Annotated in this window: 25 protein-coding genes and 1 pseudogene; 5 read left to right on the plus strand and 21 right to left on the minus strand. The window is 37.6% G+C overall.

The features are described 5' to 3' along the window. Positions 1-329: 329 nt before the first annotated feature. Positions 330-1,181: an SDR family oxidoreductase gene (locus tag MKX69_RS12000; protein ID WP_002287475.1), complete on the minus strand. Its 852-nt coding sequence runs from the start codon at positions 1,179-1,181 to the stop codon at positions 330-332. 122 nt (positions 1,182-1,303) lie between these two features. On the opposite strand from MKX69_RS12000, the gene MKX69_RS12005 reads away from it, so the two are divergent. Continuing rightward, the gene (locus tag MKX69_RS12005; RefSeq protein WP_002287477.1) at positions 1,304-1,771 is read left to right on the plus strand and encodes an Rrf2 family transcriptional regulator; all 468 of its coding nucleotides are present in this window, start codon (positions 1,304-1,306) and stop codon (positions 1,769-1,771) included. A 262-nt stretch (positions 1,772-2,033) separates the two neighbouring features. On the opposite strand, the gene MKX69_RS12010 is transcribed toward MKX69_RS12005, so the two are convergent. Next, positions 2,034-2,516, minus strand: a complete 483-nt coding sequence (locus tag MKX69_RS12010) for a GyrI-like domain-containing protein (protein WP_341010384.1) — start codon at positions 2,514-2,516, stop codon at positions 2,034-2,036. Positions 2,517-2,614: 98 nt separating this feature from the next. Next, on the minus strand, positions 2,615-3,478 hold the full coding sequence (locus MKX69_RS12015; RefSeq protein WP_341010385.1) for an AraC family transcriptional regulator: 864 nt from the start codon (positions 3,476-3,478) through the stop codon (positions 2,615-2,617). A gap of 596 nt (positions 3,479-4,074) precedes the next feature. Between MKX69_RS12015 and MKX69_RS12020 the strand changes: the two genes are divergently transcribed. Further along, complete coding sequence (locus MKX69_RS12020; protein WP_002331280.1) at positions 4,075-4,923, plus strand: SWIM zinc finger family protein; 849 nt, start codon at positions 4,075-4,077, stop codon at positions 4,921-4,923. Positions 4,924-5,093: 170 nt separating this feature from the next. Here the strand turns inward: MKX69_RS12020 and MKX69_RS12025 are convergent. The 4 genes and pseudogenes from MKX69_RS12025 to MKX69_RS12040 all read right to left on the minus strand — a co-directional run. After that, positions 5,094-5,252, minus strand: a pseudogene (locus MKX69_RS12025) (FGGY-family carbohydrate kinase); the annotation flags it as partial. A gap of 261 nt (positions 5,253-5,513) precedes the next feature. Continuing rightward, complete coding sequence (locus MKX69_RS12030) at positions 5,514-6,845, minus strand: PTS sugar transporter subunit IIC (RefSeq protein WP_341010388.1); 1,332 nt, start codon at positions 6,843-6,845, stop codon at positions 5,514-5,516. A 122-nt stretch (positions 6,846-6,967) separates the two neighbouring features. Then, positions 6,968-7,876, minus strand: a complete 909-nt coding sequence (locus MKX69_RS12035) for an IS982-like element ISEfm1 family transposase (protein ID WP_002343056.1) — start codon at positions 7,874-7,876, stop codon at positions 6,968-6,970. A 166-nt stretch (positions 7,877-8,042) separates the two neighbouring features. Further along, positions 8,043-8,756 (minus strand): GntR family transcriptional regulator, encoded by a 714-nt coding sequence (locus MKX69_RS12040; protein WP_002302701.1) that lies wholly within the window; start codon positions 8,754-8,756, stop codon positions 8,043-8,045. Between the two features lie 174 nt (positions 8,757-8,930). On the opposite strand from MKX69_RS12040, the gene MKX69_RS12045 reads away from it, so the two are divergent. Next, complete coding sequence (locus MKX69_RS12045) at positions 8,931-10,355, plus strand: glycoside hydrolase family 1 protein (protein WP_002302703.1); 1,425 nt, start codon at positions 8,931-8,933, stop codon at positions 10,353-10,355. A gap of 207 nt (positions 10,356-10,562) precedes the next feature. On the opposite strand, the gene MKX69_RS12050 is transcribed toward MKX69_RS12045, so the two are convergent. Continuing rightward, a complete protein-coding gene (locus tag MKX69_RS12050) occupies positions 10,563-11,522 on the minus strand; it encodes an IS30 family transposase (protein ID WP_000222573.1) in 960 nt (319 codons plus the stop codon). Between the two features lie 196 nt (positions 11,523-11,718). On the opposite strand from MKX69_RS12050, the gene MKX69_RS12055 reads away from it, so the two are divergent. Beyond that, entirely contained in the window at positions 11,719-12,426 is a 708-nt protein-coding gene (locus MKX69_RS12055; protein WP_341010391.1) for an AzlC family ABC transporter permease, read from the plus strand. Further along, positions 12,413-12,736 carry an AzlD domain-containing protein gene (locus tag MKX69_RS12060; RefSeq protein WP_104879336.1) on the plus strand — a complete coding sequence of 108 codons (324 nt, stop codon included), beginning with the start codon at positions 12,413-12,415 and terminating at the stop codon, positions 12,734-12,736. Before MKX69_RS12055 ends, MKX69_RS12060 begins: the two co-directional genes overlap by 14 nt. An 88-nt stretch (positions 12,737-12,824) precedes the next feature. Here the strand turns inward: MKX69_RS12060 and MKX69_RS12065 are convergent, their stop codons facing one another. The 13 genes from MKX69_RS12065 to MKX69_RS12125 all read right to left on the minus strand — a co-directional run bounded on the left by MKX69_RS12065 (position 12,825) and on the right by MKX69_RS12125 (position 25,413). Continuing rightward, complete coding sequence (locus tag MKX69_RS12065) at positions 12,825-13,862, minus strand: zinc-binding alcohol dehydrogenase family protein (RefSeq protein WP_002318818.1); 1,038 nt, start codon at positions 13,860-13,862, stop codon at positions 12,825-12,827. A 204-nt stretch (positions 13,863-14,066) separates the two neighbouring features. Next, positions 14,067-15,050 (minus strand): tRNA dihydrouridine synthase, encoded by a 984-nt coding sequence (locus MKX69_RS12070; protein WP_341010395.1) that lies wholly within the window; start codon positions 15,048-15,050, stop codon positions 14,067-14,069. Between the two features lie 412 nt (positions 15,051-15,462). Continuing rightward, entirely contained in the window at positions 15,463-16,233 is a 771-nt protein-coding gene (locus tag MKX69_RS12075) for an ABC transporter permease (RefSeq protein WP_002287492.1), read from the minus strand. Then, positions 16,226-17,161: an ABC transporter ATP-binding protein gene (locus tag MKX69_RS12080; RefSeq protein ID WP_002376359.1), complete on the minus strand. Its 936-nt coding sequence runs from the start codon at positions 17,159-17,161 to the stop codon at positions 16,226-16,228. The genes MKX69_RS12075 and MKX69_RS12080 overlap by 8 nt, the downstream gene beginning before the upstream one ends. A gap of 593 nt (positions 17,162-17,754) precedes the next feature. Then, complete coding sequence (locus MKX69_RS12085) at positions 17,755-19,293, minus strand: MutS-related protein (protein ID WP_341010398.1); 1,539 nt, start codon at positions 19,291-19,293, stop codon at positions 17,755-17,757. Positions 19,294-19,487: 194 nt separating this feature from the next. Continuing rightward, complete coding sequence (locus MKX69_RS12090; protein ID WP_341010400.1) at positions 19,488-20,384, minus strand: sensor histidine kinase; 897 nt, start codon at positions 20,382-20,384, stop codon at positions 19,488-19,490. Further along, positions 20,377-21,057: a response regulator transcription factor gene (locus MKX69_RS12095; RefSeq protein WP_341010402.1), complete on the minus strand. Its 681-nt coding sequence runs from the start codon at positions 21,055-21,057 to the stop codon at positions 20,377-20,379. The genes MKX69_RS12090 and MKX69_RS12095 overlap by 8 nt, the downstream gene beginning before the upstream one ends. Further along, entirely contained in the window at positions 21,058-21,840 is a 783-nt protein-coding gene (locus MKX69_RS12100; protein WP_341010405.1) for an ABC transporter permease subunit, read from the minus strand. Further along, a complete protein-coding gene (locus tag MKX69_RS12105; protein WP_002287502.1) occupies positions 21,833-22,750 on the minus strand; it encodes an ATP-binding cassette domain-containing protein in 918 nt (305 codons plus the stop codon). Before MKX69_RS12105 ends, MKX69_RS12100 begins: the two co-directional genes overlap by 8 nt. Positions 22,751-22,913: 163 nt before the next feature. Further along, the gene (locus tag MKX69_RS12110; RefSeq protein WP_341010408.1) at positions 22,914-23,168 is read right to left on the minus strand and encodes a hypothetical protein; all 255 of its coding nucleotides are present in this window, start codon (positions 23,166-23,168) and stop codon (positions 22,914-22,916) included. 528 nt (positions 23,169-23,696) lie between these two features. Beyond that, complete coding sequence (gene rpsI, locus MKX69_RS12115; protein WP_002287505.1) at positions 23,697-24,089, minus strand: 30S ribosomal protein S9; 393 nt, start codon at positions 24,087-24,089, stop codon at positions 23,697-23,699. Between the two features lie 15 nt (positions 24,090-24,104). Then, positions 24,105-24,533, minus strand: a complete 429-nt coding sequence (gene rplM / locus MKX69_RS12120; RefSeq protein ID WP_002323724.1) for a 50S ribosomal protein L13 — start codon at positions 24,531-24,533, stop codon at positions 24,105-24,107. Between the two features lie 412 nt (positions 24,534-24,945). After that, complete coding sequence (locus MKX69_RS12125; RefSeq protein ID WP_002310545.1) at positions 24,946-25,413, minus strand: Dps family protein; 468 nt, start codon at positions 25,411-25,413, stop codon at positions 24,946-24,948. Between the last annotated feature and the right edge of the window lie 6 nt (positions 25,414-25,419).

The raw sequence follows: 25,419 nt of genomic DNA on the forward strand, positions 1-25,419 counted from the left end.
CCAAACGTAACATATGAAGAGCTATTTTTTATTTGACTCTTCTTATTACTTGATGCAGAACAGCTTTTTTACAACCTCTGATAAACGGTGTTCAAAAACCAGTTTATCGGTATGAAGTCAAATTTATGCAAAAATGTGGAAAACTAGTTTCACAAAATTTTTCTTCATACTCAAAACTAATCGGCTTTTTTTACAACCTCTGGTAAACGGTGTTCAAAAACCAGTTTATCGGTATGAAGTCAAATTTATGCAAAAATGTGGAAAGCCATTTTCACAAAATTTTTCTTCATACTCAAAACTAATCGGCTTTTTCACAACCTCTTTATACATTATTCCTGATCCAATATTTCTTTTAATGCTGCTTCAAGAGAAGTTAATGGTTTTCCCAATACTTTTTCTAAATCATCAGAGGAAATAGCTAACTGATCCTTTTTAATATCATGTTGGATCGCTAAAAACATGTCAGCTGCTTCTTGAGGGAATCCGGCTTCTTTTAGATTTTCGACAAACGCTGCATCACTTGCTTCAATAATTTCTAACTCTTTACCTGTCGCACGCTCTAATGCCTTGGCTAATTCTTCATAGTCAGTTAGATTGCCGGATAATTCTAAGATTTCTGGAGAGTCACTTTCTACTAGTACTTTTGCTGCAGCTTCTGCATATTCACGTTTCAATGCCCAACCTGTTTTTCCATTTCCTGCAGCATAAACGAATTGACCAGTTTTTAAAGCCTGCCCAATGATAGGTAATTCATTCTCTACATACCAATTATTCCGTAAAAATGTATGGGAAATACCTGAATCCTTAATCATTTTTTCAGTGAATTGGTGATCTGGCGCTAATACACTGATCGAGTGATCGGCATCTGCAAAACTTGTATAAGCGATATAAGATACCCCAGCTGCTTGTGCTGCCTTCACTACATTCTTATGTTCGGCTTGACGATTTCCTGGAACGCCAGAGACAAAAAGCAATCGATCTATTCCTTTCAACGCTTCTTTCATTGAGTCTAAATCATCATAATCACCAATACGTATATTAAATCCAGCTTCTTTCAGCGCTTCTCCTTTTTCTTCACTACGTACTAGTACATAGATTTCATTTTGTGGAACCATCTTTTTTAAGAATTCCAGCGCATAACCACCAAAACCTCCAGTTGCTCCTGTTACTAAATAATGCATATTTGCCACTCCCTATTCTTTTTATTTGTTAAGATTTACAGCTGTACATTTATAAATTACACCTTCATCATAAAGAGTGTGGTAAGATAAGTCAAGCAAAAAAAATGAAAGGATGACAACTGATGAAGTATTCTCTGCAATTTAGTGATGCAATCCATGTACTTGCCTATATTGAAATGTTTCAAGATACCCGATCACTTTCTAGTGAGATGATTGCCAGTAGTATCGAAACAAATGCAGCAAATGTACGTAAAATCATGAGTCAGCTCAAAAAATCCGGTTTGATCTTTACAAAAACCGGAAAACCGCAGCCTTCCCTTGCCAAAAGTCCAGATCAGATTTCTTTACTAGATGTCTATCGCAGCATCGAAGGTAATACACAGCTTATCCAAGTCGATCCAAAAACAAATCCAAATTGCGTCGTTGGTGCGAATATCCAAGAAGCTTTAGAAGAAAGCTACGCTCGGCTGCAGAAAAAGGCAGAAGAAGAAATGGCTAAGATCACACTTGATAGTCTGATACATAAAATAGCCGTTTTGGAAAAAGAAAAAAGACCAGAAAACACAGGCCTCGTAGAGAGATTTTTATAATTCTCTCTACTGTGCCTGCATTTTTCTGATCGGAATCGTCTACATAAATTCTTTTATTCTCCGGGGGACAAAAGCCTTGTCATGCCCCTTTTTCCTCTCTAATGCTCAGGTCAAAGCGCTGAAGTCATGACGTCTTGATAAACGGTGTTCAAGTAGCTGACCCTCGGCATTAGTTCTGAAAAATGCAAAATATGGAAAGCTATTTCCCCTTTTTCCTCTCTAATGCTCAGGTCAAAGCGCTACTTTCACGACCTCTATATTATCATGGTTTATTGACTACCGGTATCCAGATTTCTCCCATATATTTCCCGTTGGTAACTCCCATTTCGACTACAGCATTTGGACCCACAACATAGGCGTAATCTTCTACTTCTCTTAAAACATGTCCAAAGGCCGTATTCGTCAAATCATTTCTTAATTCTTCAGGCGATTCTGCTAAAGCGCTTACGACGAGATACGTTCCTTTTGGAAATGGGACGATTCTCGTAGTATTAGGAATATCCTGACTCGTTTGAACACCGACATAGTACATCATTTTCCCGTCATAGGGTTCGTTGACTGTAAAGAAATAATGATTTTCAGCAGCTTGTTTCAAGGTGTCTATTGTTCCGTCACTGATGACTTTTTGCTCAAAGGCTTGCTTCTCTGCTGCCAAACCGACAAAATCTGTATTGCTACTTTTCAATTCCACACCAATACCTGTCACTGCAAACTCTGGTTTTTCTTCAATCTTATACTTTGCCATTTCTCCCACCCTTTCTATTATGTTAAGTTCATCTTACATAAAATTAAAGAGGAATGACACGATTACGCTCTTCTTGTGGGGATACTTTCATTTTTTAACTATTTTTTTGCTTTCACTGCAATCCAAATCTCACTGTAAACATGACTGAAATCCTCTCCCCATTTTGTAAAAGAGATCTCGGGAGCTTCAACTAACTCATAATCTGAAGAAGGAAGCCATTCTGCATAGATTTTCTCCCAAGTGTCTTGTAAAGTTTGGGGAAATGGTCCTTTATTAGGAAAAATGGCCCAAGTATGTTCTTCTATAGCAAGCATTTCTAAATCAGCGTACGGATTTTCTTTTGTCGTAGCAAAGCCGATCATGTGCATTAAACTACCCTTTTCTTCCAAGCGGTCTCCATCAAATCCATAAGAAACGTTGATTACTTGATGTGGATATAAAGCTCCTAACTTATGCATCTCTTCCCTTTGAGTCTCCGTGATCGTCTGCGCTAACTTTTGTATTTCTTGATTGACTCCTTCAAATTGGACAGGGACTTTTTTCGCCACACCTGCCACATAAAACTGTTCTTTCTTTTCGATACGAAATTCCATCGATTTTCCTCCTCTGACATCAATAAAAAATGTCAAGCGTGGAAAAGATTTTTGTATGCCATATCTGCTGATTTCTGAAGGCAGATAACCTGACCAATCACGAAAAGCTCTTGAAAAACCCTCGACTGTTTCATATCCATATCTAAACGCCGTTTCTGTTACTTTTTCCCCACCTAGAAGATCGCGATTAGCCAAAGCCAATCTACGGTTTTTGATATAGTCCATCAGCGACATCCCTGCAATAAACGTAAAGATGCGTTTTAATTGATATTCAGAGATTCCTGTATTTTCGGCTATTATTTTATAGGAAAGTCCTTCTGTCAAATGTTCTTCGATGTAATCGATCAATTGGTTCAGATCTTTAAGCATATTTATCTTCCTCCTTGCTTGCCTTTTTATCATATTATCAAAGAAAGTCAGTTACTTGATGAATCAGGAACCAATTTAGTCAGATATAGAAAATGTTGTATGGATCTAAAGAAAATTCTCAAGCAGCGTTTCGTAACGGATAATTGGTATTATCTGCCTATCTATGTTTTACCTTTAGAAAAATAAATTTTGGGGAAGACACATTCTAAGTAAACAAAGCGGTAAAAATATCTTTTATTCCCTTAGTTAATCCGCTTACTACCTACTGTTCAAAGCAAATTGTTGTTCAAACTGCTGATCAGAACGCTGCTTGGATCTTTCTTTGCGATACATCATACCTCTTTTATCAATTGGAACAATTATTTATTTCTAACAAAATCACTTCATTTTTGTCAGATAAATAAAAAACAAAAAAAGTTCCATCTTTAAAACACGCTATTCTTTTACTTTTTCTCACATTCTCTAAGAAAAGAAAAGGAGAATGAATTTTTGACAATTCGAGCAAGAGTGATTATCAAATATGTAAAATCAGCTACTTTTTCTTAAACGTTTCTTTATACTAAATATAAATAAGTGTTTCATGAAAGGAGAACTAGATGAATAATTGGCTTGAGTATTTTCCTGAAAACGTTTTGGAACGCGGTTACAGCTATCATCTGCACGGTTTTGTCCGTCATTTGAACTATACAAGCAAATACTTGTCCGCAACAGTTTCTGGCACGGAAGATTATAAGGTAGTGATCACTTGGGATGAAAAGACCAACATGACTTGTGATTGTCTATATGCCATAGAAGGAAAAAAATGCAAACACATGGCTGCTGTCTTATTCGCTTACGAAGAACGTCCAATAAAAAAATCCAACTACTCACTTTCCGAACTCTCGTCCCTTGTTTCCTCCGCTAGTTCCTCTCTTGTACGGGAGCTTTTAACAGAGATTCTTATAGAACATCCGCAATTTATCGAACGCTTCAAAGTTAAGATGCCATTTCATGCAATAAATTATTCAGATAAATTAACAACTATCATCCATAAATACGATCATATTATCAAGAAAAACAAAAACAGGAAAACAGCGAAGTTCATCATGGAGATGCGAAAGTTCATCCAAGAAGCAGTTGAATCGCTTATTCAGCAAAATGCCTATCTTCCCGCATTCGAATTGATCAATGAAGTGATTGCTACTCTCGAAACATTCTATTGGGAGCCTGAGGATGAACGAACCCTTCTTCTGATAGAGGACTGTTATTATTTATGGAAAGAATTATTAGCAGAAGCACCTCATGCAGAAAAAAGGCAAATGTTCTCTTGGTTCGTCTGCCAAGTCGATCACACTGACGCCTCTTATTCAAAACGCTACTCCATAAAAATCCTGAAAGAAGACTTTCGGGAAAAAGAATTTTCTAACCAAAAGAAAAAAATAGATAAAAAACTAAAGAAACGGTAAAGAAAGACGATTTCAATGAAAAATAGCAAGTAAACGATAACAACCATCCTAAATCCACAAGAAATACAGCAGACCTTGCTTTAAAAACACGAATCATGCAAAGGATGAAGTAAAGAAGACTTAACGCGTACCCAATATTAGTCATTTGACTATTAGGTACGCGTTTTGTTTTATAAGTCATGACAAATTTCCTTCGTTGCTGGATAGATTTTCCGGTATTGTTGATATATTTTACGATACTTTTCTACATTTTGTAAGAGAGGTTCCACTGCATCTGTATATTGGATAAAATTCTGACAACAACTTTCAGGTGTGTCGAACCACTCTAATCTTTAAAGATAAATATTAAAATAACGATTAATAATATTAACAGTCTTTATTTTTCACCACCAAAAACCTATCTTTGCATATACTAAATAGACGTATATACACAGATAGGTTTGTCTTGTGAAAAATAATGATTATCCTTACCAAAAAATGTTTGTTTTTCTACATGTTCGTACTTATCAAAAAATATGATCCTTATTGAAATTACTGGCTATTTATATTCCAACGACTTCTTGTGTTAATTTTTGTTATCTCATAGTAAATTATGTTTCATTTTCACTCAATTTAGTTGTCACGTGTTCGTCAATTCGTAAAAACGGTAAATATATAAACACACTTGCGGCTATAATTAATATTTGTAAAACAGCTGCTCGCCAGTCTCCGGCTGTTGCTAAAAATCCCGATATAACTGGTGGCGTAGTCCAAGGAATTTGCACTACTACATGATTAATTAATCCCACAGCAGTTGCAAAATATGCTACTGTCAAAGAAAAAATCGGTGCAAGCACAAAGGGAATAATCAGACTGATATTAAATACAATAGGCAATCCAAAAATAATAGGTTCGCTTATATTGAATATAGCGGGAGTTACCGATAATTTAGCAAAGTCCTTATAATCTTTTCTACGACTGAAGATAAATATTGCAATCAATAAAGCAATCGTATTTCCCGATCCACCCATTACCGCAAAGGTATCTTTAAAGGCCATATTGATAATATGTGGAATTTGCTCTTTGTTTGCATAAGCTGCCATATTTTCTTGCATATTCTGAATCAAAAACGGATCTAACAATGAACCTGATATTACTGCTTGATGGATACCAAATCCAAAAAATAGATTAGCAATAGATGTAATTAACAAAAATCCTGGTAAATCAGTTGTAATTTTACTTAATGGCTCTGTAACTATCGTGGTAATTAGCTTATTTATATCCATATTAAACAATTGAATGATTATAAATGACAATAAAGCAAACGAGGTAATCGTAATAATGATTGGGATTAATACATTAAAAGACTTTAAAACAGCGGGAGGAATATTTCCGGATAGCTGAATCTGTAGTTTCTTATTATTAGAAAGTTTAATAAATAATTCTGTAGCCGCTAATCCAACAAATATACCTACAAACATTCCTGAAGCTCCTGTATAGGATATAGGTATCACACCCGTCACTTCAACAGCTTTATCCGCATTTTCAGGAGTAAACATCATCTGCATAGGTGTTAATACAACAAATGTCGAAATAGCAACTAATACCGCTGCAATATGATTTGTATAATTTCTGCTTGCACACATATGATAAGATACTGCTGCTACAACTAATAATGTAGTTATGCTTAATGTACCATTGGCAATTGAAGTACCAATTTGTTGTAACGTGGTCAATGTACTAGTATCGACAATTTCACCCATGAATCCTGTTGGTTCTAAGATCACTGAATTAATAAGTGTCACAAATCCTGCTAACATCATAAATGGCATAAATGTAGCAAACGCATCTCGCAAAGTTCTTAAATGGATCTGATTCCCCAACTTAGTCGCAACTATACCAAATTTTTCAAATACAATGTCCTTCCTGCTACTTTTGCCCATATTTTTTCTCCTTTATGCTTATTGTAATCGATTACTTTTCCCACCCAAATAATACATCACTTATCAATAAAAGTAAATACTTTTAATTAAATATATATATCTACCCGTGGTGCTAGTTAATTTTAATATCCTAAAGAATATCTCAAAGTTCCTTCAAAACGTCGTTGTGCTCGACTTAATAGAACACTGTAAGCCAGTAATATGCTTTCAAATCTACTCTCTAGCCCTTTAACAGAACGTGAGTTGAAATTTTGACAACCTAATTTTTCTAAGGAAGAACAAACAGTCTCAACTGTTTTTCTTTGTTTTCCAAGTAAGCTGTGGTCTAGTTTTTCTGATTTATCCATGTTTTTACGTGGCGGAACGGATATAGTAATGCCCTTAAGGGCAAGCTTTTCATGGATTTTATGGCTAATATATCCTTTGTCCCCTAGGATATTGGGAAGATTCGCTTCTTCCGATAAAGTCTCTAACACTTTCACGTCATGGACACCTGGATTCGTGATTGAGTAAGTAATCGGAAAGCCAGTCTTAGTAACGATCATATGAATTTTAAGACCATAAAAATAAGATTTTTTTGTTGAGTTATAGCCAACTTTGGCTATTTGATTCAATAGTTTTGCTTGTCTATTTCTAACTGGTTTACATAATGGACTAGGAAAACTATCTATAATTCCGACTAGTTCACCTTTGGTGAGCTTCTTGATGAAAAAGTATCGAATAATCTTGATAGTGTAAGCTAAGTTTGAACTTAAGCGAGTGAATCGACTCCTACTAGGAAAGTCACCATTAGGAAATAAGACGGAACAAACCGCTCTATACGTGGCTCTTTGGCTAGTATAGCCATTAATTATGCCCCATATAACACAAGCAATAATCACTGTATCGCGTTGCTTCAGTTGATCAGTATTTCTTCGGTTTTTAATCTTATCTGGTACACAATTGTGGTATATGTTAGAAACAGTTCTCATAATTTCCTTGAATGTTATAAAAGTATCTGTATAATGTTCAGTATATTTTGATGAACGCATATGTAGTCCTCATTTCTTGGGAGTTTTGAGACTACTATATGCGTTTTTTTGTTGATTTACCAACATGTTTAGACATTTTCCTCTAGGAAAAAATTAACTAGCACCACGGGTATATATCTTTATTAGTATAAAAAAATAAGCTCTGAAAAAAATAATTTTCCCGAGCTTATTTTTCAACAAAAACAGCTTCAAAAACAAAGTCTTGATATAAATGTCTCGATACCGAATACTCGAAAGGTTTACCAGACGATAGAGCAACAACTTTGTCTATCTCGATCATAAATTCACCTGGATCTATTTTTAATATTTTTGCGTCAAATTCATTCGCAGTATCTCCTTTGATACGTATGTGCGAAGTCTTTATTTCCAGACCCAGTTCATTTGTGATATAAGCATATACAGATTTCTTTAAATGTTTTGGTTCCAAGCCTGGTATGACTGCTAATGGCATGAATGTTTGCTCAATCGAGTATGGTTGACAATCAATAAAACGGCTTCGTACAATATTATATACATAGTCTTTTACACTGATACTTAATTTATCAGCTACTTTTTTCGATGGAAGTTCAATTGAGAAAGTATGGATTTCTGAATCTACGTGTTCTTCACCAACCACGCTAAACAAACCTTCGTTTGGACCAAGAACTCGTGAGTTATCAATTGGTGTTCTGACGACTTCAGTCCCATACCCACTTCTACTTCGCAAAACTCCTTCGGAAACAAGTAAGTCTACGCCTTTCTTTACTGTTAACTTGCTTGTATGATAAATAACTGCCAATTCATCTCCTGTAGGAAGTTTCTCACCAATTTTATACTCTCCATTTACAATTTTTTTCTTTATATCTAAGTAAATTTCCATATACTTCGCAATTTTTTTCAATGGTGACCCTCCAATCAAACACATATCTTCATCTATACTTTAACATAAATAAACCGATAAAATCCACATCAAAATTATACACACAACAAAAAAGATATATATATTTAAACAAAACTATTTACTTTAAGTTGTAAGCGGTGTTATCATTAAGTGAAAACAGGAGGTAAAAAAATTATGACAACTATGAAAAAGCTAACTTTTCCAGATGATTTTTGGTGGGGTTCCGCTTGGTCAGCTGAGCAAGCAGAAGGAAAAGGGGAAACAGGAAAAGCAGAGACTATCTGGGATCGCTGGTTTAAAGAACAACCTTACCGGTTTTATCAACGAATCGATTCCTCTATTACAACCGATCACATCCATCAATATAAAGAAGATATAGAACTAATGAAAAAAACTGGGCATAACTCCTTTCGCGTTTCTATTTCTTGGGCACGAATGTTTCCAAATGGCGGTACCGGAAAAGTAAATCCCAAAGCCATTTCTTTCTATCGAAAATTATTTTCCGAAATGAATAATAACGGAATCAAAGTATTTGCCAACTTATATCATTTTGACATGCCTGCTACTCTTCAAGATAAAGGTGGATGGGAATCACGTGAAGTAGTTGATGCTTATGTTCATTACGCTGAAACTTGTTTTAAAGAATTTGGTGACTTAGTTTGTCATTGGTTTACCTTCAATGAACCACTTGGGCCTATTTTAGGTACTTATCTTGAAGATTTTCATTATCCAAACCTCATTGACTTTAAACGCGGAGCGCAAGCAGCATTCTTCACTATACTTGCACACGCAAAAGCAATACAAGTATTTAAAGAACTAGCTCTTCCTAGTAAAATAGGCGTTATTCTAAATTTGAGTCCTACTTTTCCTCGTAGTCAAAATCCTGCTGATGTGAAAGCAGCAGAAATCGCTGATTTATTTTATACGCGGAGCTTTTTAGATCCTATGGTTAAAGGGAATTTTTCTAAAAAGCTTATCCTGTTATTACAAGAATATAATCAGCTTCCTGAAGATTATACGAAAGAAGATCTTGTATGTATCTACGAAAATACCGCTCAAATTCTTGGACTAAACTATTACGAGCCACGTCGCGTCAAATCTCGTTCTTCTATGGTGGATACATCTAGTCCATTTTTACCAGAGTGGTTTTTCGAACCACATATCATGCCTGGACGACGAATGAACGAATACCGGGGATGGGAAATTTACGAAAAAGGAATTTATGATTTGTGCATGGATATCAAGAACCATTATGGAAACATCGAAGCATTTATCTCCGAGAACGGAATGGGCGTTGCGGATGAAGAACGTTTCATGGATGATACAGGGCAAATAATTGATGATTATCGGATTGAGTATATCAAAGATCATCTTGCTTACTTATGGAAGGCAATAAATGAAGGATGTAACATTAAGGGGTATCATCTTTGGACATTTATTGATTGCTGGTCATGGATCAACGCCTATAAAAACCGATATGGGCTGGTTTCACTCGACCTTACTACTCAAAAAAGAACAATTAAAAAAAGTGGCGAATTTTACAAGCAATTAAGTGATACAAATGGATTTAGATACGATGTAGACTTGTTAGTTGAATAATATTCTAAAATTCCACTTGAAGTGAACACATTAGAAAACAAGAATAATGAGAAATACCAATAACAAATACTTTTTCTTCATACTTCATTTATACTTGTCAGTATAAGAGACTGTGACAAATGTAGTGATCCTCAGAAGTTAGGTCTGGAAATCTAACTTGAGAAGATTTTTTTAAACTACGTCCAGTCTTTTTTATTTTCTTAATTGTCAAATTAAGTTAGACAAATCATCAATACTTACGTAACTCAAAAATACTTCCAAAGGTGTTCGATAATTCAGTGATTTTCTAGGAATATTATTTCGTTTCGATGCGACAGATTGAATAAAAGATTCATCTACTGAATTGAAATCCATAGATTTCAATAAACCATCTCTACGTAACAATCCGTTAGAATTCTCGTTTAGGCCTCTTTGAGACGGCGTTCCTGGATCAGCGAAATAAATGGCAATATCATTGGCATTACTGATCTGTTTCCAATTTGAAAATTCCTTTCCACAATCAAAAGTGATGGATTTGAATAGATTTTTCGGTACAGATTCAAACCAATGATTTAATTTGTTTTCAATATCAATCGCTTGTCTACCACACGGTTTCAATGTGATGATAACTTTTGATAATCGCTCAACTAAGGTAATTACAGCACTTTTATGTTTCAAACCTACGATAGTGTCACCTTCAAGGTGACCAAACTCATTTGAGAATTGGCTATAATCTTTTTCACGTTCATGAATAGAGCGACGGAAAGCTTGTTTTCCACGTCTTTCTTGATGTCCATTTGGTTTACGCTTGCCTTTCATCGGTAAGTCAGAAGGATTAAATAGCCCCTTTTTGAACATACGATAAATGGTACGAGCAGAACAACGAATAGGAAACGCTGCACGACCAACAATCACATCGGGTGTCCATCCTTGAACAACCTTTCTTTGAATATATTCTGATTGTTCCTCAGGTAAAACAAGCGGGCGTCTACCACAGTTTGATTTGTTTTTCTTATACTGTTGATAGTACTCTAAGGCTGATTTTCCTTGCTTGAAGAACAGGTATACTTTATGGATCGTTTGTCTTGAACGATTCAAGCAATGCGCAGTTTTCGCAACAGATTGATTTATTTTGAAATAAGACTCTATCATTACAAGTTCATCCGTTGTAAGATGGGTATAGGTCATTTGTACTCACTCCTTATAATTCTTTGGACGGAACTATTTTGAGTGTAGCACAAATGACTTTTTTAGTTGTCTAGCTTAATTTTACAATCGGCGTTTGTTTAAAATTGAAGTTGACAAGTCTTCATTAAAAATTTAGAATATTCACAAGTTTGACGACAATTATGAAAATTTATGTCGTGCTAAAGGAGTTTTGTTATTGGATGAAAAGTTAGATATAAAAACTGCGATCAAAGACACGTTACCTACCGTTTTCGGTTATATCGGTATTGGACTTGCATTTGGTATCGTTGGGAAAGCTGCCGGATTTCATCCACTAGTCGTCACGTTGATGTCCCTGCTGATCTATGCTGGTTCTGCCCAATTTATCACGGTCAGCATGCTTGCGAGCCATAGTCCACTGCTCTCCATCGCTCTCTCGACCTTTCTAGTCAATTCCCGAATGATTCTGATGAGTATGACGATTGCTCCTTATTTCAAGAAAAATCGGCTGCTTCAAAATCTGCTGATTGGCACATTGCTGACAGATGAAAGTTTCGCACTGGGAATGAATAAATTGAACTATACTGGACAAAAGTTAAACTTTCGTTGGATGAATACAGCTAATTGGATTTCTTATTTGACGTGGGTGGGTTCTTCTCTTGTTGGCGCACTTTTAGGGAATTTTATTACTGATCCGAAAAAGTTTGGTTTGGATTTCGCCATCGTCGCTATGTTTATCGGGTTACTTTATCTTCAAGTCATTTCTGATAGAAACACCTCTAAACGATTACAGTTGATCCTGATTGGTCTCACTTTGATTCTGGTATATGTCGGACTGATTTTTATCCCAAGCAACTTAGTGATTGTAGTTGTAACACTGATTGGGTGCGGATTGGGGGTGTGGATCAAACATGCCTTCTTTTGAGTTTACATTGCTGACTATTTTAGGTTGTACTTTAGCAACTTGGCTTTCTAGGGTCCTACCATTTGTCTTACTGAAAAAATACGATTTACCGCAACCGTTGCTTGAGTATTTAAGTTTTGTCCCAATCGTCATTATGTCTGCTTTATGGTTCAGCAGTCTATTTACCCAAAATATCGGACATCTGCCGCAGATCAATCTCGAAAATGCTTTGGCTTCAGTTCCTACACTTTTAGCTGCTATTCTTTCAAAAAGCTTATTGGTGATCGTCTTGGTAGGAATTCTTTCCCTTTCGTTAATTCGCTTATTATAAATAAAAAAACAAGAGCTTATGGCAAATTACTGTCATGCGCTCTTGTTTTTATCAAAGTCAAATAAGAAAAAAATCGGCGTATTCTTACTTATCCGTTGAACGGACCACTAACAACGACTTTTCCTAACATATGTCCTGTTTCTACGTCTTTGGTTGCTTGTTTCAAGTTCTTCGCATTCATCCCATCTGAATAGACCTTGCTCAATGTACTGCGGATAATCCCTTCATTTGCTAAAGCAGCAATGTGCGCTAAAGCTTCTCCTTGCGTTTCGATTTCATAGTTATAGTCTGTTTTAGCGAACATATACTCCCAGTCGAAGCTGATAGATTGGTTTTTCCAAACACCTATATCTAACGGCTCTTTGATCCCTACGATCGTTCCCACATGTCCAAATGGTCGGACAAGGTGCTTGATTTGATCAAAGTAGCGGGTAATATCGAATAATACAGCGACATACTCTACTTGATCGATTCCTAATTCACGAAAACTTTTACTTAAGTCGTGATGATAATCGATTGGATAGTCTACACCTGTTTTTTTCAGCCATTCAAAATTCTTCGGACTTGCAGTCGCGTAGACTTCTAGGCCAGCCCAATGCGCTAGTTGATTCAAAATCGAACCGACGCCCCCAGCTCCGTTGATCACTAAGATTTTTTTCCCGCGGTTGGCATTTTCTTCTGGAGTCAGACCAAATTTTTCAAATAACAATTCATAAGCGGTCAATGAGGTCAACGGCAAGGCTGCGGCTTCTTCATCTGAAAGATTTTTTGGTGCAAGAGCGACAATACGTTCGTCAACCAGTTGGTATTCTTGATTGCTTCCTGCTCTTGTCGTTGTACCTGCGTAAAAAACGCGATCGCCGACAGAAAATTTTTGCACTTCATCACCTACAGCAACAACTTTTCCGACTCCATCAAACCCTAAGATACGTAAAGCATTTCTTATCCCGTTATCTTGGCGAAGTTTCGTATCGACAGGATTGACAGATACTGCGTTGACTTTTACCAGAAGATCCCGTGAACTGGGTACAGGTATCTGTTCTTTTTCATCAATAAAGCTTTTTGGATCATCGATCGGCAGCCCTTCATAAAAACCGACTACCTTCATTAATTCCTTTTCTGACATACGAATTCCTCCTTAGCTTCATCAAGTTGGAGCATCCATACAGTTTTCATATCAGTATATATAGTATGCTATTTGTTTCACCTTTTTTATTTATCATAATTATTCTCTTACTTAAAGTAAACTATTTGCACTTTTTTGGTTAAAAAAGAGGTTGCGACAAGACTTTTGTCACAACCTCTTGGTAAATGGTGTTCAAGCAAGAAATCATTGTTCACTGAAAAGCGTTGGATGTTCTTTTTCAAAGGTCTCTAAGATCTCTCGTACTTCATCAGTAGATTTCGTATTCATCAACTGAACTCGCAAGTCATTTGCTCCTGGAAATCCTTTGATATAGATTTTAAAGAAACGATGTAGTCCTGTGATGGAACGCGGGATGATTTCTGAATAATGATCTTGCAGATCTAGTTGCAGACGAAGTAGTCCGATCAGTTCTTTTTCTGTATGTTCCCTCGGATCTTTTTCAAATGCATAAGGATTCTTGAAAATCCCTCGGCCAATCATGATGCCATCAACGCCATATTTCTCGGCCAATTCTTCTCCTGTCTGGCGATCGGGGATATCTCCATTGATCGTGATTAGTGTTTGTGGAGCGATTTGGTCACGTAAAGCAATGATTTTAGGAATGACTTCCCAATGTGCATCTACTTTACTCATCTCTTTACGCGTACGCAAATGGACAGAAAGATTGGCTATATCTTGATGAAGTAGGTGACTGATCCATTCTTCCATCTCAGACATTTCCGTATAGCCGATACGCGTCTTGACGCTGACAGGCAAACCGCCAGCTTTAGCTGCTTCAATCAATTGTGCCGCTACTTCTGGACGAAGGATCAAGCCACTGCCTTTTCCACGTTCTGCTACATTAGGGACTGGGCAGCCCATGTTGATATCGATTCCTTGGAAGCCCATTTCTGCCATAGCACTGCTCATTTCTCTAAAAAATTCTGGCTTGTCTCCCCAAATATGGGCAACCATCGGCTGTTCATCTTCTGTAAATGTTAATCTTCCTCGTACACTGTCTTTTCCATCTGGATGACAGAAACTGTCTGAGTTTGTAAACTCAGTAAAGAAGACATCCGGTGCTGCTGCATGCTTTATGACATGGCGAAATACAACATCTGTTACATCTTCCATTGGTGCTAAAACAAAAAAAGGCTTTGGCAGCTCTTTCCAAAAATTAGTAGTCATTTATTTGTTACTCTCCATTCTATCAAGCAGTGAAGTCGCAATCTTTCTCAAAAACATTGTCATTATACTAGGAAACAAAAAAAGAAGCAAAGTGAACAGCTCAGAAGGTTTGTCTGATTGAACAAAAAGAGGACTGTGACAAAAATCTTCACAGTCCCTTTTCCGGAATAAATGGTGTTCTCCTGCCAACTCCTCGGTCACAAGTCAAAATATTCATCAAACATGAGAAGCTATTTTTGTTTGGCTGTTCTTATTACTTGATGCAGAACAGCTTTTTCACAACCTCTCCACTAAACGGTGTTCAATCAGCTGACCCTCGGTATTCGCTCAAAAAACAACAAAATATGAGGAACTATTTTTCCGTTTGTTTCTCTAATACTCAGATCAAAACGCTGATTTCACAACCTCTTTTCTAACTTCTCAATCCTCTTCCTTTATTAATCAAATACCAAGTAACGGCGTACAAAACAACGATGAATAACACAAGTACGATCATCGATGTTGCTACTGGCACATCGATCGTTCCAAGGAATCCGTAACGGAAACCGGAGATCATATAAACGATCGGATTGACTTTCGAAACAGCTTGCCAAAAGGGCGGTAACATAGAGATGGCATAGAAAACGCCACCTAGATAAGTTAACGGCTGCAAGACAAATGTAGGCACGATCGATACATCATCATAAGACTGAGCAAAAATCCCGTTGAGCAGTCCTGCTAACGAAAACAAGATTGCCGTCATCAATAATGTAATGATGACCATGAACCATGAATACACATGAAGTGGTACAAAGAACAAGGAAATGATCGTTACGAGAGAGCCGACGAGAATACTGCGACCCACACCACCAATCACAAAGCCCCAAATAATCACATGCGTAGGAACAGGTGCTACCAAGATTTCTTCGATATTTTTCTGAAATTTTTGAGAGAAGAAGGACGAAGAAACATTGGCATACGAACTAGTGATAGCAGACATCATAATCAAACCAGGAACGATGAATTCCATATATGAAAAACCACCCATGTCACCGATCCGCCCACCGATCATTTTTCCGAAAATAACAAAATACAAGGATGTCGTGATCACTGGCGGAACCAGTGTTTGGACCCATATACGCAAATAGCGGTTCGTTTCCTTGATAGCTAAACTTTTTAATGCAGTAAAATAAAGATTAAACATTTTTCTCCTCCGTATGATTATTTTCTTCTGTGATTTTCAAGAACAGTTCTTCTAAACGATTCGACTTATTCCTCATAGAAAGAACTTTGATTCCTTGTCTTGTAAGCTGATCGAAGATTCCGTTCACCCCTTGATTTCGTTCAACTTCGACAGCGATTGTCTGCTCATCTTCAAATGTACAAGCATATCCTTCAATCACAGGTTTGGCATCATATGGCGCTAAATCAAAGATAAATGTTTCAAATTGCAGTTTTGACAGAAGCTCTTTCATACTTGTATTCTCGATCAGTTCACCCGATTGGATGATTCCGATGTTGCGACAAAGCATTTCAGCTTCTTCTAGATAATGCGTCGTCAAAATGATCGTTGTACCATTTTCGTTCAATTCTCGTAGAAACTCCCACATCTCGCGTCTCAACTCGATGTCAACTCCTGCTGTTGGTTCATCTAAGATCAGCAAACGTGGTTCATGCATCAGTGCTCTAGCAATCATCAGTCTTCGCTTCATTCCCCCGGAAAGCATACGTGCACGGACATTTCTCTTTTCCCAAAGATTGGACTGCTTCAAATATTTTTCACTGCGTTTCATCGCTTCTTTGCGAGATACACCGTAGTAACCGGCTTGATTCACGACGATTTGCTGGACCGTTTCAAAAGGGTTAAAATTGAACTCTTGTGGAACCAATCCAATCTGTTGCTTTGCTCGAACTAGATCCTTGTCCAGATCATAACCGAAGACATTCACTTTTCCAGATGTTTTATTGACTAAAGAAGTAATGATCCCGATCGTTGTAGACTTTCCAGCTCCATTTGGCCCTAATAGCGCATAGAAATCTCCTTCTTTCACCGAAAGATCGATTCCCCGCAATGCTTCGACCCCACTTCCATAGATCTTTTTCAAATTATTTATTTCAAGCGCATTTGCCATTTATTTCCTATCTCCTTATAGACATGATTCTTAATTGTATCATGGAATACAGCAGATGAAAAAACAACTTGGCTTCCACACAAAAACACACCTGCTCACAAAGAGGAGATGTGTTTTTTAGTTCATGATCATCTTCGATAGAATAACTATCTAAACAACTCTGGCACTTTTAAAATCATAAAAGTACCGACAGCAACTACTACGATGACATATAGAAGATCCTTATAACTGAGGTTTTTGTCTTTTTTATTCATGTTAAGCTTTCCTCCGTCCTTTTATCGAAAGCTTTTTTCTTTTATTTTAACCGAAATAAATAAAATGGAAATAGTTATTTTCAATTTCTGTTTTCGCTGTTTATTTTACGGAGAACTTTTCCATGGAACGTGCGTCTCGTCGCTGATGCTAAGTTTTTTCGATAAAAGCTGCTAGAAGGAAGACAGCGTGGTTTATTTTGTATCGTCTTTTGCTAAATCTTCCAAAATCATCTGGACAGCAGACTCGTTTCCATTGAATTCTGCCACTTTTTTGGCATCAATGTACTTCTTTTGATAATCGTCTTTTTGGACCCACGCATCATGCTTCGTTTGATAAAGTTAATCAAACGGATACCACTGCCGCTGTTCATCGAACAACAAACTTTCTTTTTGGGCCTGTTCAACTATGGATTCAGGATAATTCAAAACTTTCAGCAAGGCAATCGCATTTCGGGTCCTTGAAGGTCCTTCTTTTAATTTGAAATCAAAACTGATTCCTTTTCCTTCTGTTACTTGTTCTTCAAAGTGGACATTTTCACAATAATTCTTTAAAATCTCTGTCAATTCGATATCATGTGTGGCGACAAATGCTAAAGATGGATACTCCGCAAGCCACCGAACGACTGAAGCGGAAGAAGCAATCCGTTCGATCGTATTTGTTCCTTTTAAAATCTCATCTACGAAGCAGTAGCAGCGTTCTTTGGAAGCCACTTGGTCCAGCAAACGTTTGATCGATTTGATTTCTGAAACAAAATAACTGTCGCCTTCAAATAAATCATCTTCGATTGCCATGGAAGTCAACACATGCCCAGATTGCAGGGTAAACTGTTCTGCAATCGCTGTTTGGATCGTCTGTGCTAGAATACAGCTGATGGCTATACTTTTGACATACGTAGATTTTCCTGATGCATTGGAACCCGTGACTAATGTATTCTTCTGCCAGTTGACTGGATTCACTACCGCTTCTTTTAACAATGGATGATAGATATCTTTCGCTGTCACACCGCCCTCAGTAAACTCTGGTCGGCAAGTGATCGGCATATAGGTGCGATAATTCAAAACGGCTGCTGCAACTTCCAATTCTCCCAGCAATTCCCACAGCTTGATGGCTTCAGTTGAATGCTTTTCTAATTTAGTGAGAACGAAATGATAGGAGATAAATGGCAGCATGAACATGATGTTGACATATTCAAAAATCAATTCTGCTTCACTCCCGCTCTTCATACGAAATGAAAAACCTAATTTAGGGATGTCTCTTAATGGTTTAGTTTGCTGTTTCAGCTCTTTTTGAAGTGGTGTCGTCATTTTTGCTAACTGATTGGCGGCTGAAATCGTTGAAACCAAATAACTCATGCTATTCAGCTCTGTTTCTAGTGTTTGTTTCTTCACTAGATAATAGACCGTATTGAATACTAAGCCACCGATTGCTAGATAGATTCCTAGTACTTGCCCTAAAAGAAGCAAACCTACACCCACCAGCGGAAGCAAGCCAAGAAAAATAAATAAACCTACGCGTCCAATCTTTTTACTTTTTCCATCCGCTAGATATTGTTTTGCAAAATCAAAGCTGCGTAAACGCTGATACAACGCTTCTGAACCTACACTAGAATAGGTACTGTTGATCCCTTCAAATACTTCGAACATATCCAGGTCATACCAAGTAAGATCGTCGATTTCACTATCCCATGAACGGAATTTTTTCTCCGTGAGCCACGCATCCTTCAAACTTTCTTCTTTATCAAATCTCGGTTGATAAGGAATTTTTCCCCAATTACTACGAACTGTTTCCTTTACTTTCAAACGTGAAAAAATGTCTAAAACAACTAATAAAATAACAACTGAAATAATAATTAAAACGATAAATTCTCTTTGGCCCATATCCCTCTCCGTTCCTTGATTTGTTAGTTTTAGTATAGCACTGTTGCGATATTTGAAAAGGGGGTACAAAAATAACTATCTTCGTTACCTAATTCGTATCAATCACACCAAAATAAAAACACCTTCCAAAAAAGAAGATGTCTTTAAAACGAGATACAATTTTTTGTCATTCACTTCAGGTAAATTAGAGCCAATTAAACCCTCCGCAACTTGACGGAGATGGAGAAGATGCCCCCCTCTAATCTAGCGGTCATCTCTCCTCCCATTCCTTCCACCAATTTTTTTGACAGGTAAAGCCCGATTCCGCTAGATTCCGTATTTGTGCGGCTGGTATTTTCGGTATAAAAACGCTGGAAGACTTTTTCAACAGAGGTTTGCGCTCCTGGTTTGATAGGATTGGCCACTGTTAATCGAATGAATGGATCCTCTTTTGAAAATGTCACCTTTGCTTGTCCATCTGCATAACGCAATAAATTCTGTATGATATTTTGCAGCACTCGCAGCAACATGAGCGGATCTGCTAATACAGTTGTATTTATCGAGTGTTCAGCGAACGCTACCTGGATATTTTTCTCAGAAAATTGTTCATAAAAAGAGAAAAATACTTCTTCCACCTCTTTAGAAAAAGAAAGCGTATGGAGATCCATTTCTTTTTGCTTCGTCTCTATTCGAGCAAGATCATAAAACTGATCCGTCATACTGAGTAATCTTGCAACAGATTGTTTGATGATCGTTAAATACTTCTCCCGTTTCTCCGTATCCTCTACCTGTTCCAGTAATTGTACATAACCGTTAATAGCAGTCAAAGGAGTTCTGAGATCATGAGAAAGGCCGACGATCGATAGTCTGATGTTTTCTTCCATTTCTTGAAATGCTTGTCCTTTTTGTTCATTTTCATCCACCCATGTATTCAGTGCATCTACTAGGTCCATTAGATTCTTTTCTCGAAATTCGACTGAAAGACGACCACCATATTCTTGTCGTTCAGAAAGAGTGGCGATTTTCTTAATTAATCTCTTGATTTCCCTTTGCAGGAAGAAAATAAAACTTCCCATAAAGATAACAACGAGAAGCAACAGCCACTTAATCAAATCTAAACCCCACTCCCCACACCGTATGAATATACACAGCATGTGCCTTTGCTAGTTTCCCTCGAAGATTGGAAATATGCATATTCACTGTTTTCTCACTATCAAAATATGGTTCTTGCCAAACTGTTTCATAAAGATTTGCTCGCGAAAATACTTTTTTCGGATGTTCTAAAAAAAGCTTCAGCAGATCGAATTCTCTTCCTGTCAAATGGACAGCCACACCATTCACATTTACATCCCTCGACTCTTTGTCCAGTAAGATTTCCTTGTAATAGATGCGTTGCGACAGATCTTTTACTTGGACAGAAGTCTGATGACGAAGTTGGATGCCGATTCGTAACAAAAGTTCTTCGATATTAAATGGTTTCGTCACATAGTCATCCGCTCCTGCTGCCAACAAGGAAACTTTATCTCTTTGATCGCTTTTTGCTGAAAGAACGATGATCGGAACATTCGATGTCTGTCGGATTTCTGCTAACAATGCTTCACCTGAAAGCCCTGGAAGCATGAGATCTAGAAGGATCAAATCGACAGGATATGTGCTTAACAATAATTTTCCTTCCGTACCTGAATAAGCATCAAGAAGCTTGTATCTCTGTTCAAGAACCTCCTCCAGTAAGGAATGAACAGCTTCATCGTCTTCGATAATCAAAATAGTTTCCAGCAGGACCACCTACTTAATGTCAGATTTTTGGAAAATAAACATTCCTAGAGCTGATGATACCACGATTGTTACTAGACTGACCAGAATCATTTTCGGTGCTTGCGAATAAGTTGCTTGTTGCGCAAAGTCCGTATACATGAGCCACGTTTCCGTAAACCACTCCGTTAGAAATTCCAAGCCTTTGATTTTTGCGAAAACACCGGGAACGAAGGCCGTTCCAATGATATAAAGAAAAGAAAGAAGCAAACTGACACTGGTACTTCTAGTGATGAATGTCAAAGCCACTGGAACAGATAATGTCCCTAATGTCAGCAGAAGCAATACAGGAAATACTTTTAGAACATAATTTCCATAGTTTTTGATTCCCTCAACTTCACCAAATCCGAAAGCAAGTGTGTAAGCAATCATGGCTAGCCCCGTAATCAAAACCACGCCAAGTGTTGTGATCAAAAGCGTAACGAGAAGTTTCGACACATAATAAGTCATTCGATTCCGTCCTAAAGATAACGTATTGCGAATCGTACCGTTTTGAAATTCTTCCCCAATATAAAAGCACGCAAATGCTGCGAAAGCCAGAAGAATCCATGCAGCCATTTTTTCCACCATTAAAATCCCTGTTGCACCGTTGATGACTGTATCCGTTGCTTGGTTTAATTCATTGCCGTATTTTGTATGCATATACCATTCGTTCCAAGAATAAAAAAGCGGAAGTACGACCATCAGTCCTAGTGAGACCCACATTTTACGGCTCTTCCATACTTTTATTTTTTCAGCAGTTAATAGATTAAACATGTGGATTGCCTCCAGTTAATTGTAAGAAATAATCTTCCAGTTTTTGCCCAACTAGGTGGATACCATCCACAGGAACTTTTGCCTCTACCAATGCTTGATTGATGGCTGCTACTTGGTCAATTCCTTCAAAAAGCTGGATAACACGGCTAGATTGGACAAAATAATCCCTATAACCAAGAGAGTCGAGAACCGTTACTGCTTGTTCCGTCGCCGAAGTGTCAATTTTTATAAATTGACGAGATTCTTGTGCCAATTCTTCTTTCGATAATTCTTTGATCAAGTGTCCTTCATGCAAAATACCATAGTGAGTGGCGATCTGTGACAATTCATCTAGCAAGTGGCTAGAAAGCAAGACGGTGATGCCCCGTTCTTTTACCAAACGTTGGATGATTTCTCGCATTTCTGCCATCCCTGCTGGATCCATCCCATTCGTCGGTTCATCCAAAATCAAAAATTCTGGATTCGTGATCAGTGCATTTGCAATAGCTAAACGCTGGCGCATACCTAAAGAGAAATTCTTTGCTTTCTTTTTCCCTGTATTTTCCAATCGCATCATTTTCAGCAGGTCTTCGATTTCTCTATCCGACACACCGCCGTTCGCTGCTTGGATACGTAGGTTATCTCTTGCAGTTAATTCTGGATAAAGAGCAGGGGTTTCAATCGATTGACCCATACGTCGTCTTGCTGCCTGCAAATCCGTCGTTCCAAATAATTCGATCGAACCTTCATCAATCGAGATCAAACCCATAATAGTTCTCATAAAGGTAGACTTACCCGCTCCATTCTCCCCAATCAAACCATAGATCATTCCACGTTTGATTTCGATCGATACTTTATCTAATGCTTTGGCAGCACCGTATTTTTTGGTTATACCAGTTGCTTTCAAGACCGTTTCATTTCCAAAATCCATACTTATCCTTCTTTCTTATTGATAAGTGAAGTATAGTTGACGGGTATAAAGAAAGCAGCCAGAAATGTATAAAGAAAGTGTAAATTTTCCAATTGAATGTCAAAAAAAACAATCGGACAATACGTGTCTTTCCTATTATCAGGCAGTTTGTTATACGCTTGTATCAGTTTCCTGATTCTTTCTTTTCGACCAAAGTCGTTTCTCTGTATTCCTCTTCACTGAAAATTTTTGCTTCTTTCAGATCAAGCTTGAGTAATTTTACCAGACCGGTTATAAGGATAACTATAGCAAGACTCCCTCCCAGAAAAATCAGACTGTCTCGCAGACGTGGTTGCGTTGTCTTCCAATCAAAGAGCGCACCAAACAGTGCTAATCCATGTGGACTGGCCACCATGGTAATCGTTGTTATCGTTGACATCAGACGTCCTTGTATATGCGTTGGAACTTCTCACTGAAGCTAGTCCATATAAAAAGCAAAAGAAAACATTAATCCTTAAAAACGGACTTATGAAAAATAATACATGCCGTTTGGGATTTACAATTAGCTACCAAATAAGAGGTTATGACAAAAGACTTTTCACAATCCCTTCTTCCGAATAAACGGTGTTCTCCTGCCAACTCCTCGGTCACAAGTCACAATCTTCATCAAACATGAGAAGCAATTTTTGTAAATTCCTTCTTATTTCTTGAAGCTGACCACTTCTGTCACAACCTCAGAAGCGGATAAATAATATTGTTTGATGATACTTTATCTTTTTTCCGTTTGTTTATAGATCGAATGATATTATAGACCAAGAATCCTACCTATTAACATAGCTAAAAGCACAAAAAAGGCACTTTCCAAATTGTGGAAAGTGCCAGAAAAGTTAGGTTCAAGGTAACTGCGCTCAGCATTGCTTCGCCCAGTACGATTCTCGTAACTCGTGAACTCGAACGATAATCGCAATTAACGTTTTGAGAATTGTGAAGCTTTACGAGCTTTCTTAAGACCTGGTTTTTTACGTTCGACCATACGTGCGTCACGTGTAAGCAAGCCAGCACGTTTAAGCGCTAAACGGAAGTCAGGATCAACTTCTAGCAATGCACGAGCGATACCATGACGGATAGCTCCTGATTGTCCAGCGTATCCTCCGCCGTTTACGTTAACAAATACGTCATATGCGCCTTTTGTTTCAGTAACAGCGAAAGGTTGATTGATTACTTCACGCAAGTCAGCATGTGGAATGTATTCTTCAACATCTTTTTTATTTACAGTAATTTTGCCAGTTCCTGGTACTAGACGTACGCGAGCAACTGCGTTTTTACGACGGCCTGTGCCGATATATTGAACTTGTGCCAATGAAATTCCCTCCTATTAGATTAAGTTTGTGATGTCTAAAACTTCTGGTTGTTGTGCTGCATGTGGATGTTCTGCTCCACCGTATACGTTCAATTTTGTAAATTGTTTGCGGCCTAAAGTGTTTTTAGGAAGCATACCTTTTACAGAAGTTTCGATCAAACGACGAGAATTTTTAGCACGCAATTCGCCAGCAGTGATTGATTTCAATCCTCCTGGGTAGTTGCTGTGACGGTAATAAATTTTGTCAGTCGCTTTTTTACCTGTTAATTTCACTTTGTCTGCATTGATGACGATGACGAAATCGCCAGTATCCAAATGAGGTGTGAAAGTTGGTTTATTTTTACCACGTAGTACAGATGCAACAACTGTTGAAAGACGTCCCAATGGAACATCAGTTGCGTCTACTACATACCATTTACGTTCTACTTCGCCTGGTTTGGCCATATATGTTGTACGCACGTTATTTTCCTCCAATTTAAGTTCTGATGTTTGACATACACTTCGAGTTTCCGGGGCTCTTTGTGGGGCAAACAATACCATTTAACATATTACCCGCTAATCTAGTCAATGTCAACGTTTTTCTGCTTGATTGAAAAATTTATATGAAACTTTACTTCTTTTTCTTTCTTTTATATAAAAGGGTCGTTTCCTGTCAAAATAAAAAACAAAAAGAGGCTGTGACAAAAGTCTTGTCACAACCTCTTATTTTGAATAAACGGTGTTCAATCAGCTGACCCTCGGTATTAGCTCAAAAAACGGCAAAATATGAGGAACTATTTTGACGTTTGTTTCTCTAATACTCAGGTCAAAACGCTGATTTCACAACCTCTTTTTCGGTCAAGTTCAACAACAGTTTTTACGCGTCGATCTCTGGCGCTTTGCCCAAATGAGCTTGGATCATCCAGATACGTTTTTCTGTGGCTGTTTTGAATTCGATAAAGATATCTTGTGTTGGATCGTCGCCTTCTTCTCCAGAAACTTCGATTCCTTTTTGGTAAAGATCTGCTAGATAACGATAGCCTGCAACAAGTGTTTCCAAACGTTCTGGAATCGTGCGGTCCCAACGTCCTACTTCATCAGGGATTTTCGTGTTGTCTGCAAATTCACGCAATGTAGAATAAGGTGAACCGTCTAATGTGATCAAGCGTTCGGATACTTCATCTAACTGAGCGTTCAAATCATCCATGAACTCATCCATCATTGGGTGCAATGTAAGGAAACCTGGTCCTCTCATGTACCAATGTGTTTGGTGAACAACAACAGACATTTGGCTTAGATCTGCAACTAATTGATTTAATACTTCTTTGGTTTGTTGGAATTTCATCTTTCT

Source organism: Enterococcus sp. FSL R5-0957 (assembly GCF_038008005.1).
Taxonomy (GTDB): domain Bacteria; phylum Bacillota; class Bacilli; order Lactobacillales; family Enterococcaceae; genus Enterococcus_B; species Enterococcus_B faecium.

Bases quoted from the DNA above. Each gene is read 5' to 3' on its own strand.
- MKX69_RS12000 (WP_002287475.1), bottom strand. From the start codon at position 1,181: ATGCATTATTTAGTAACAGGAGCAACTGGAGGTTTTGGTGGTTATGCG.
- MKX69_RS12005 (WP_002287477.1), top strand. From the start codon at position 1,304: ATGAAGTATTCTCTGCAATTTAGTGATGCAATCCATGTACTTGCCTAT.
- MKX69_RS12010 (WP_341010384.1), bottom strand. From the start codon at position 2,516: ATGGCAAAGTATAAGATTGAAGAAAAACCAGAGTTTGCAGTGACAGGT.
- MKX69_RS12015 (WP_341010385.1), bottom strand. From the start codon at position 3,478: ATGCTTAAAGATCTGAACCAATTGATCGATTACATCGAAGAACATTTG.
- MKX69_RS12020 (WP_002331280.1), top strand. From the start codon at position 4,075: ATGAATAATTGGCTTGAGTATTTTCCTGAAAACGTTTTGGAACGCGGT.
- MKX69_RS12030 (WP_341010388.1), bottom strand. From the start codon at position 6,845: ATGGGCAAAAGTAGCAGGAAGGACATTGTATTTGAAAAATTTGGTATA.
- MKX69_RS12035 (WP_002343056.1), bottom strand. From the start codon at position 7,876: ATGCGTTCATCAAAATATACTGAACATTATACAGATACTTTTATAACA.
- MKX69_RS12045 (WP_002302703.1), top strand. From the start codon at position 8,931: ATGACAACTATGAAAAAGCTAACTTTTCCAGATGATTTTTGGTGGGGT.
- MKX69_RS12050 (WP_000222573.1), bottom strand. From the start codon at position 11,522: ATGACCTATACCCATCTTACAACGGATGAACTTGTAATGATAGAGTCT.
- MKX69_RS12060 (WP_104879336.1), top strand. From the start codon at position 12,413: ATGCCTTCTTTTGAGTTTACATTGCTGACTATTTTAGGTTGTACTTTA.
- MKX69_RS12065 (WP_002318818.1), bottom strand. From the start codon at position 13,862: ATGTCAGAAAAGGAATTAATGAAGGTAGTCGGTTTTTATGAAGGGCTG.
- MKX69_RS12070 (WP_341010395.1), bottom strand. From the start codon at position 15,050: ATGACTACTAATTTTTGGAAAGAGCTGCCAAAGCCTTTTTTTGTTTTA.
- MKX69_RS12075 (WP_002287492.1), bottom strand. From the start codon at position 16,233: ATGTTTAATCTTTATTTTACTGCATTAAAAAGTTTAGCTATCAAGGAA.
- MKX69_RS12080 (WP_002376359.1), bottom strand. From the start codon at position 17,161: ATGGCAAATGCGCTTGAAATAAATAATTTGAAAAAGATCTATGGAAGT.
- MKX69_RS12085 (WP_341010398.1), bottom strand. From the start codon at position 19,293: ATGGGCCAAAGAGAATTTATCGTTTTAATTATTATTTCAGTTGTTATT.
- MKX69_RS12100 (WP_341010405.1), bottom strand. From the start codon at position 21,840: ATGTTTAATCTATTAACTGCTGAAAAAATAAAAGTATGGAAGAGCCGT.
- MKX69_RS12105 (WP_002287502.1), bottom strand. From the start codon at position 22,750: ATGGATTTTGGAAATGAAACGGTCTTGAAAGCAACTGGTATAACCAAA.
- MKX69_RS12110 (WP_341010408.1), bottom strand. From the start codon at position 23,168: ATGTCAACGATAACAACGATTACCATGGTGGCCAGTCCACATGGATTA.
- rplM (WP_002323724.1), bottom strand. From the start codon at position 24,533: ATGGCCAAACCAGGCGAAGTAGAACGTAAATGGTATGTAGTAGACGCA.
- MKX69_RS12125 (WP_002310545.1), bottom strand. From the start codon at position 25,413: ATGAAATTCCAACAAACCAAAGAAGTATTAAATCAATTAGTTGCAGAT.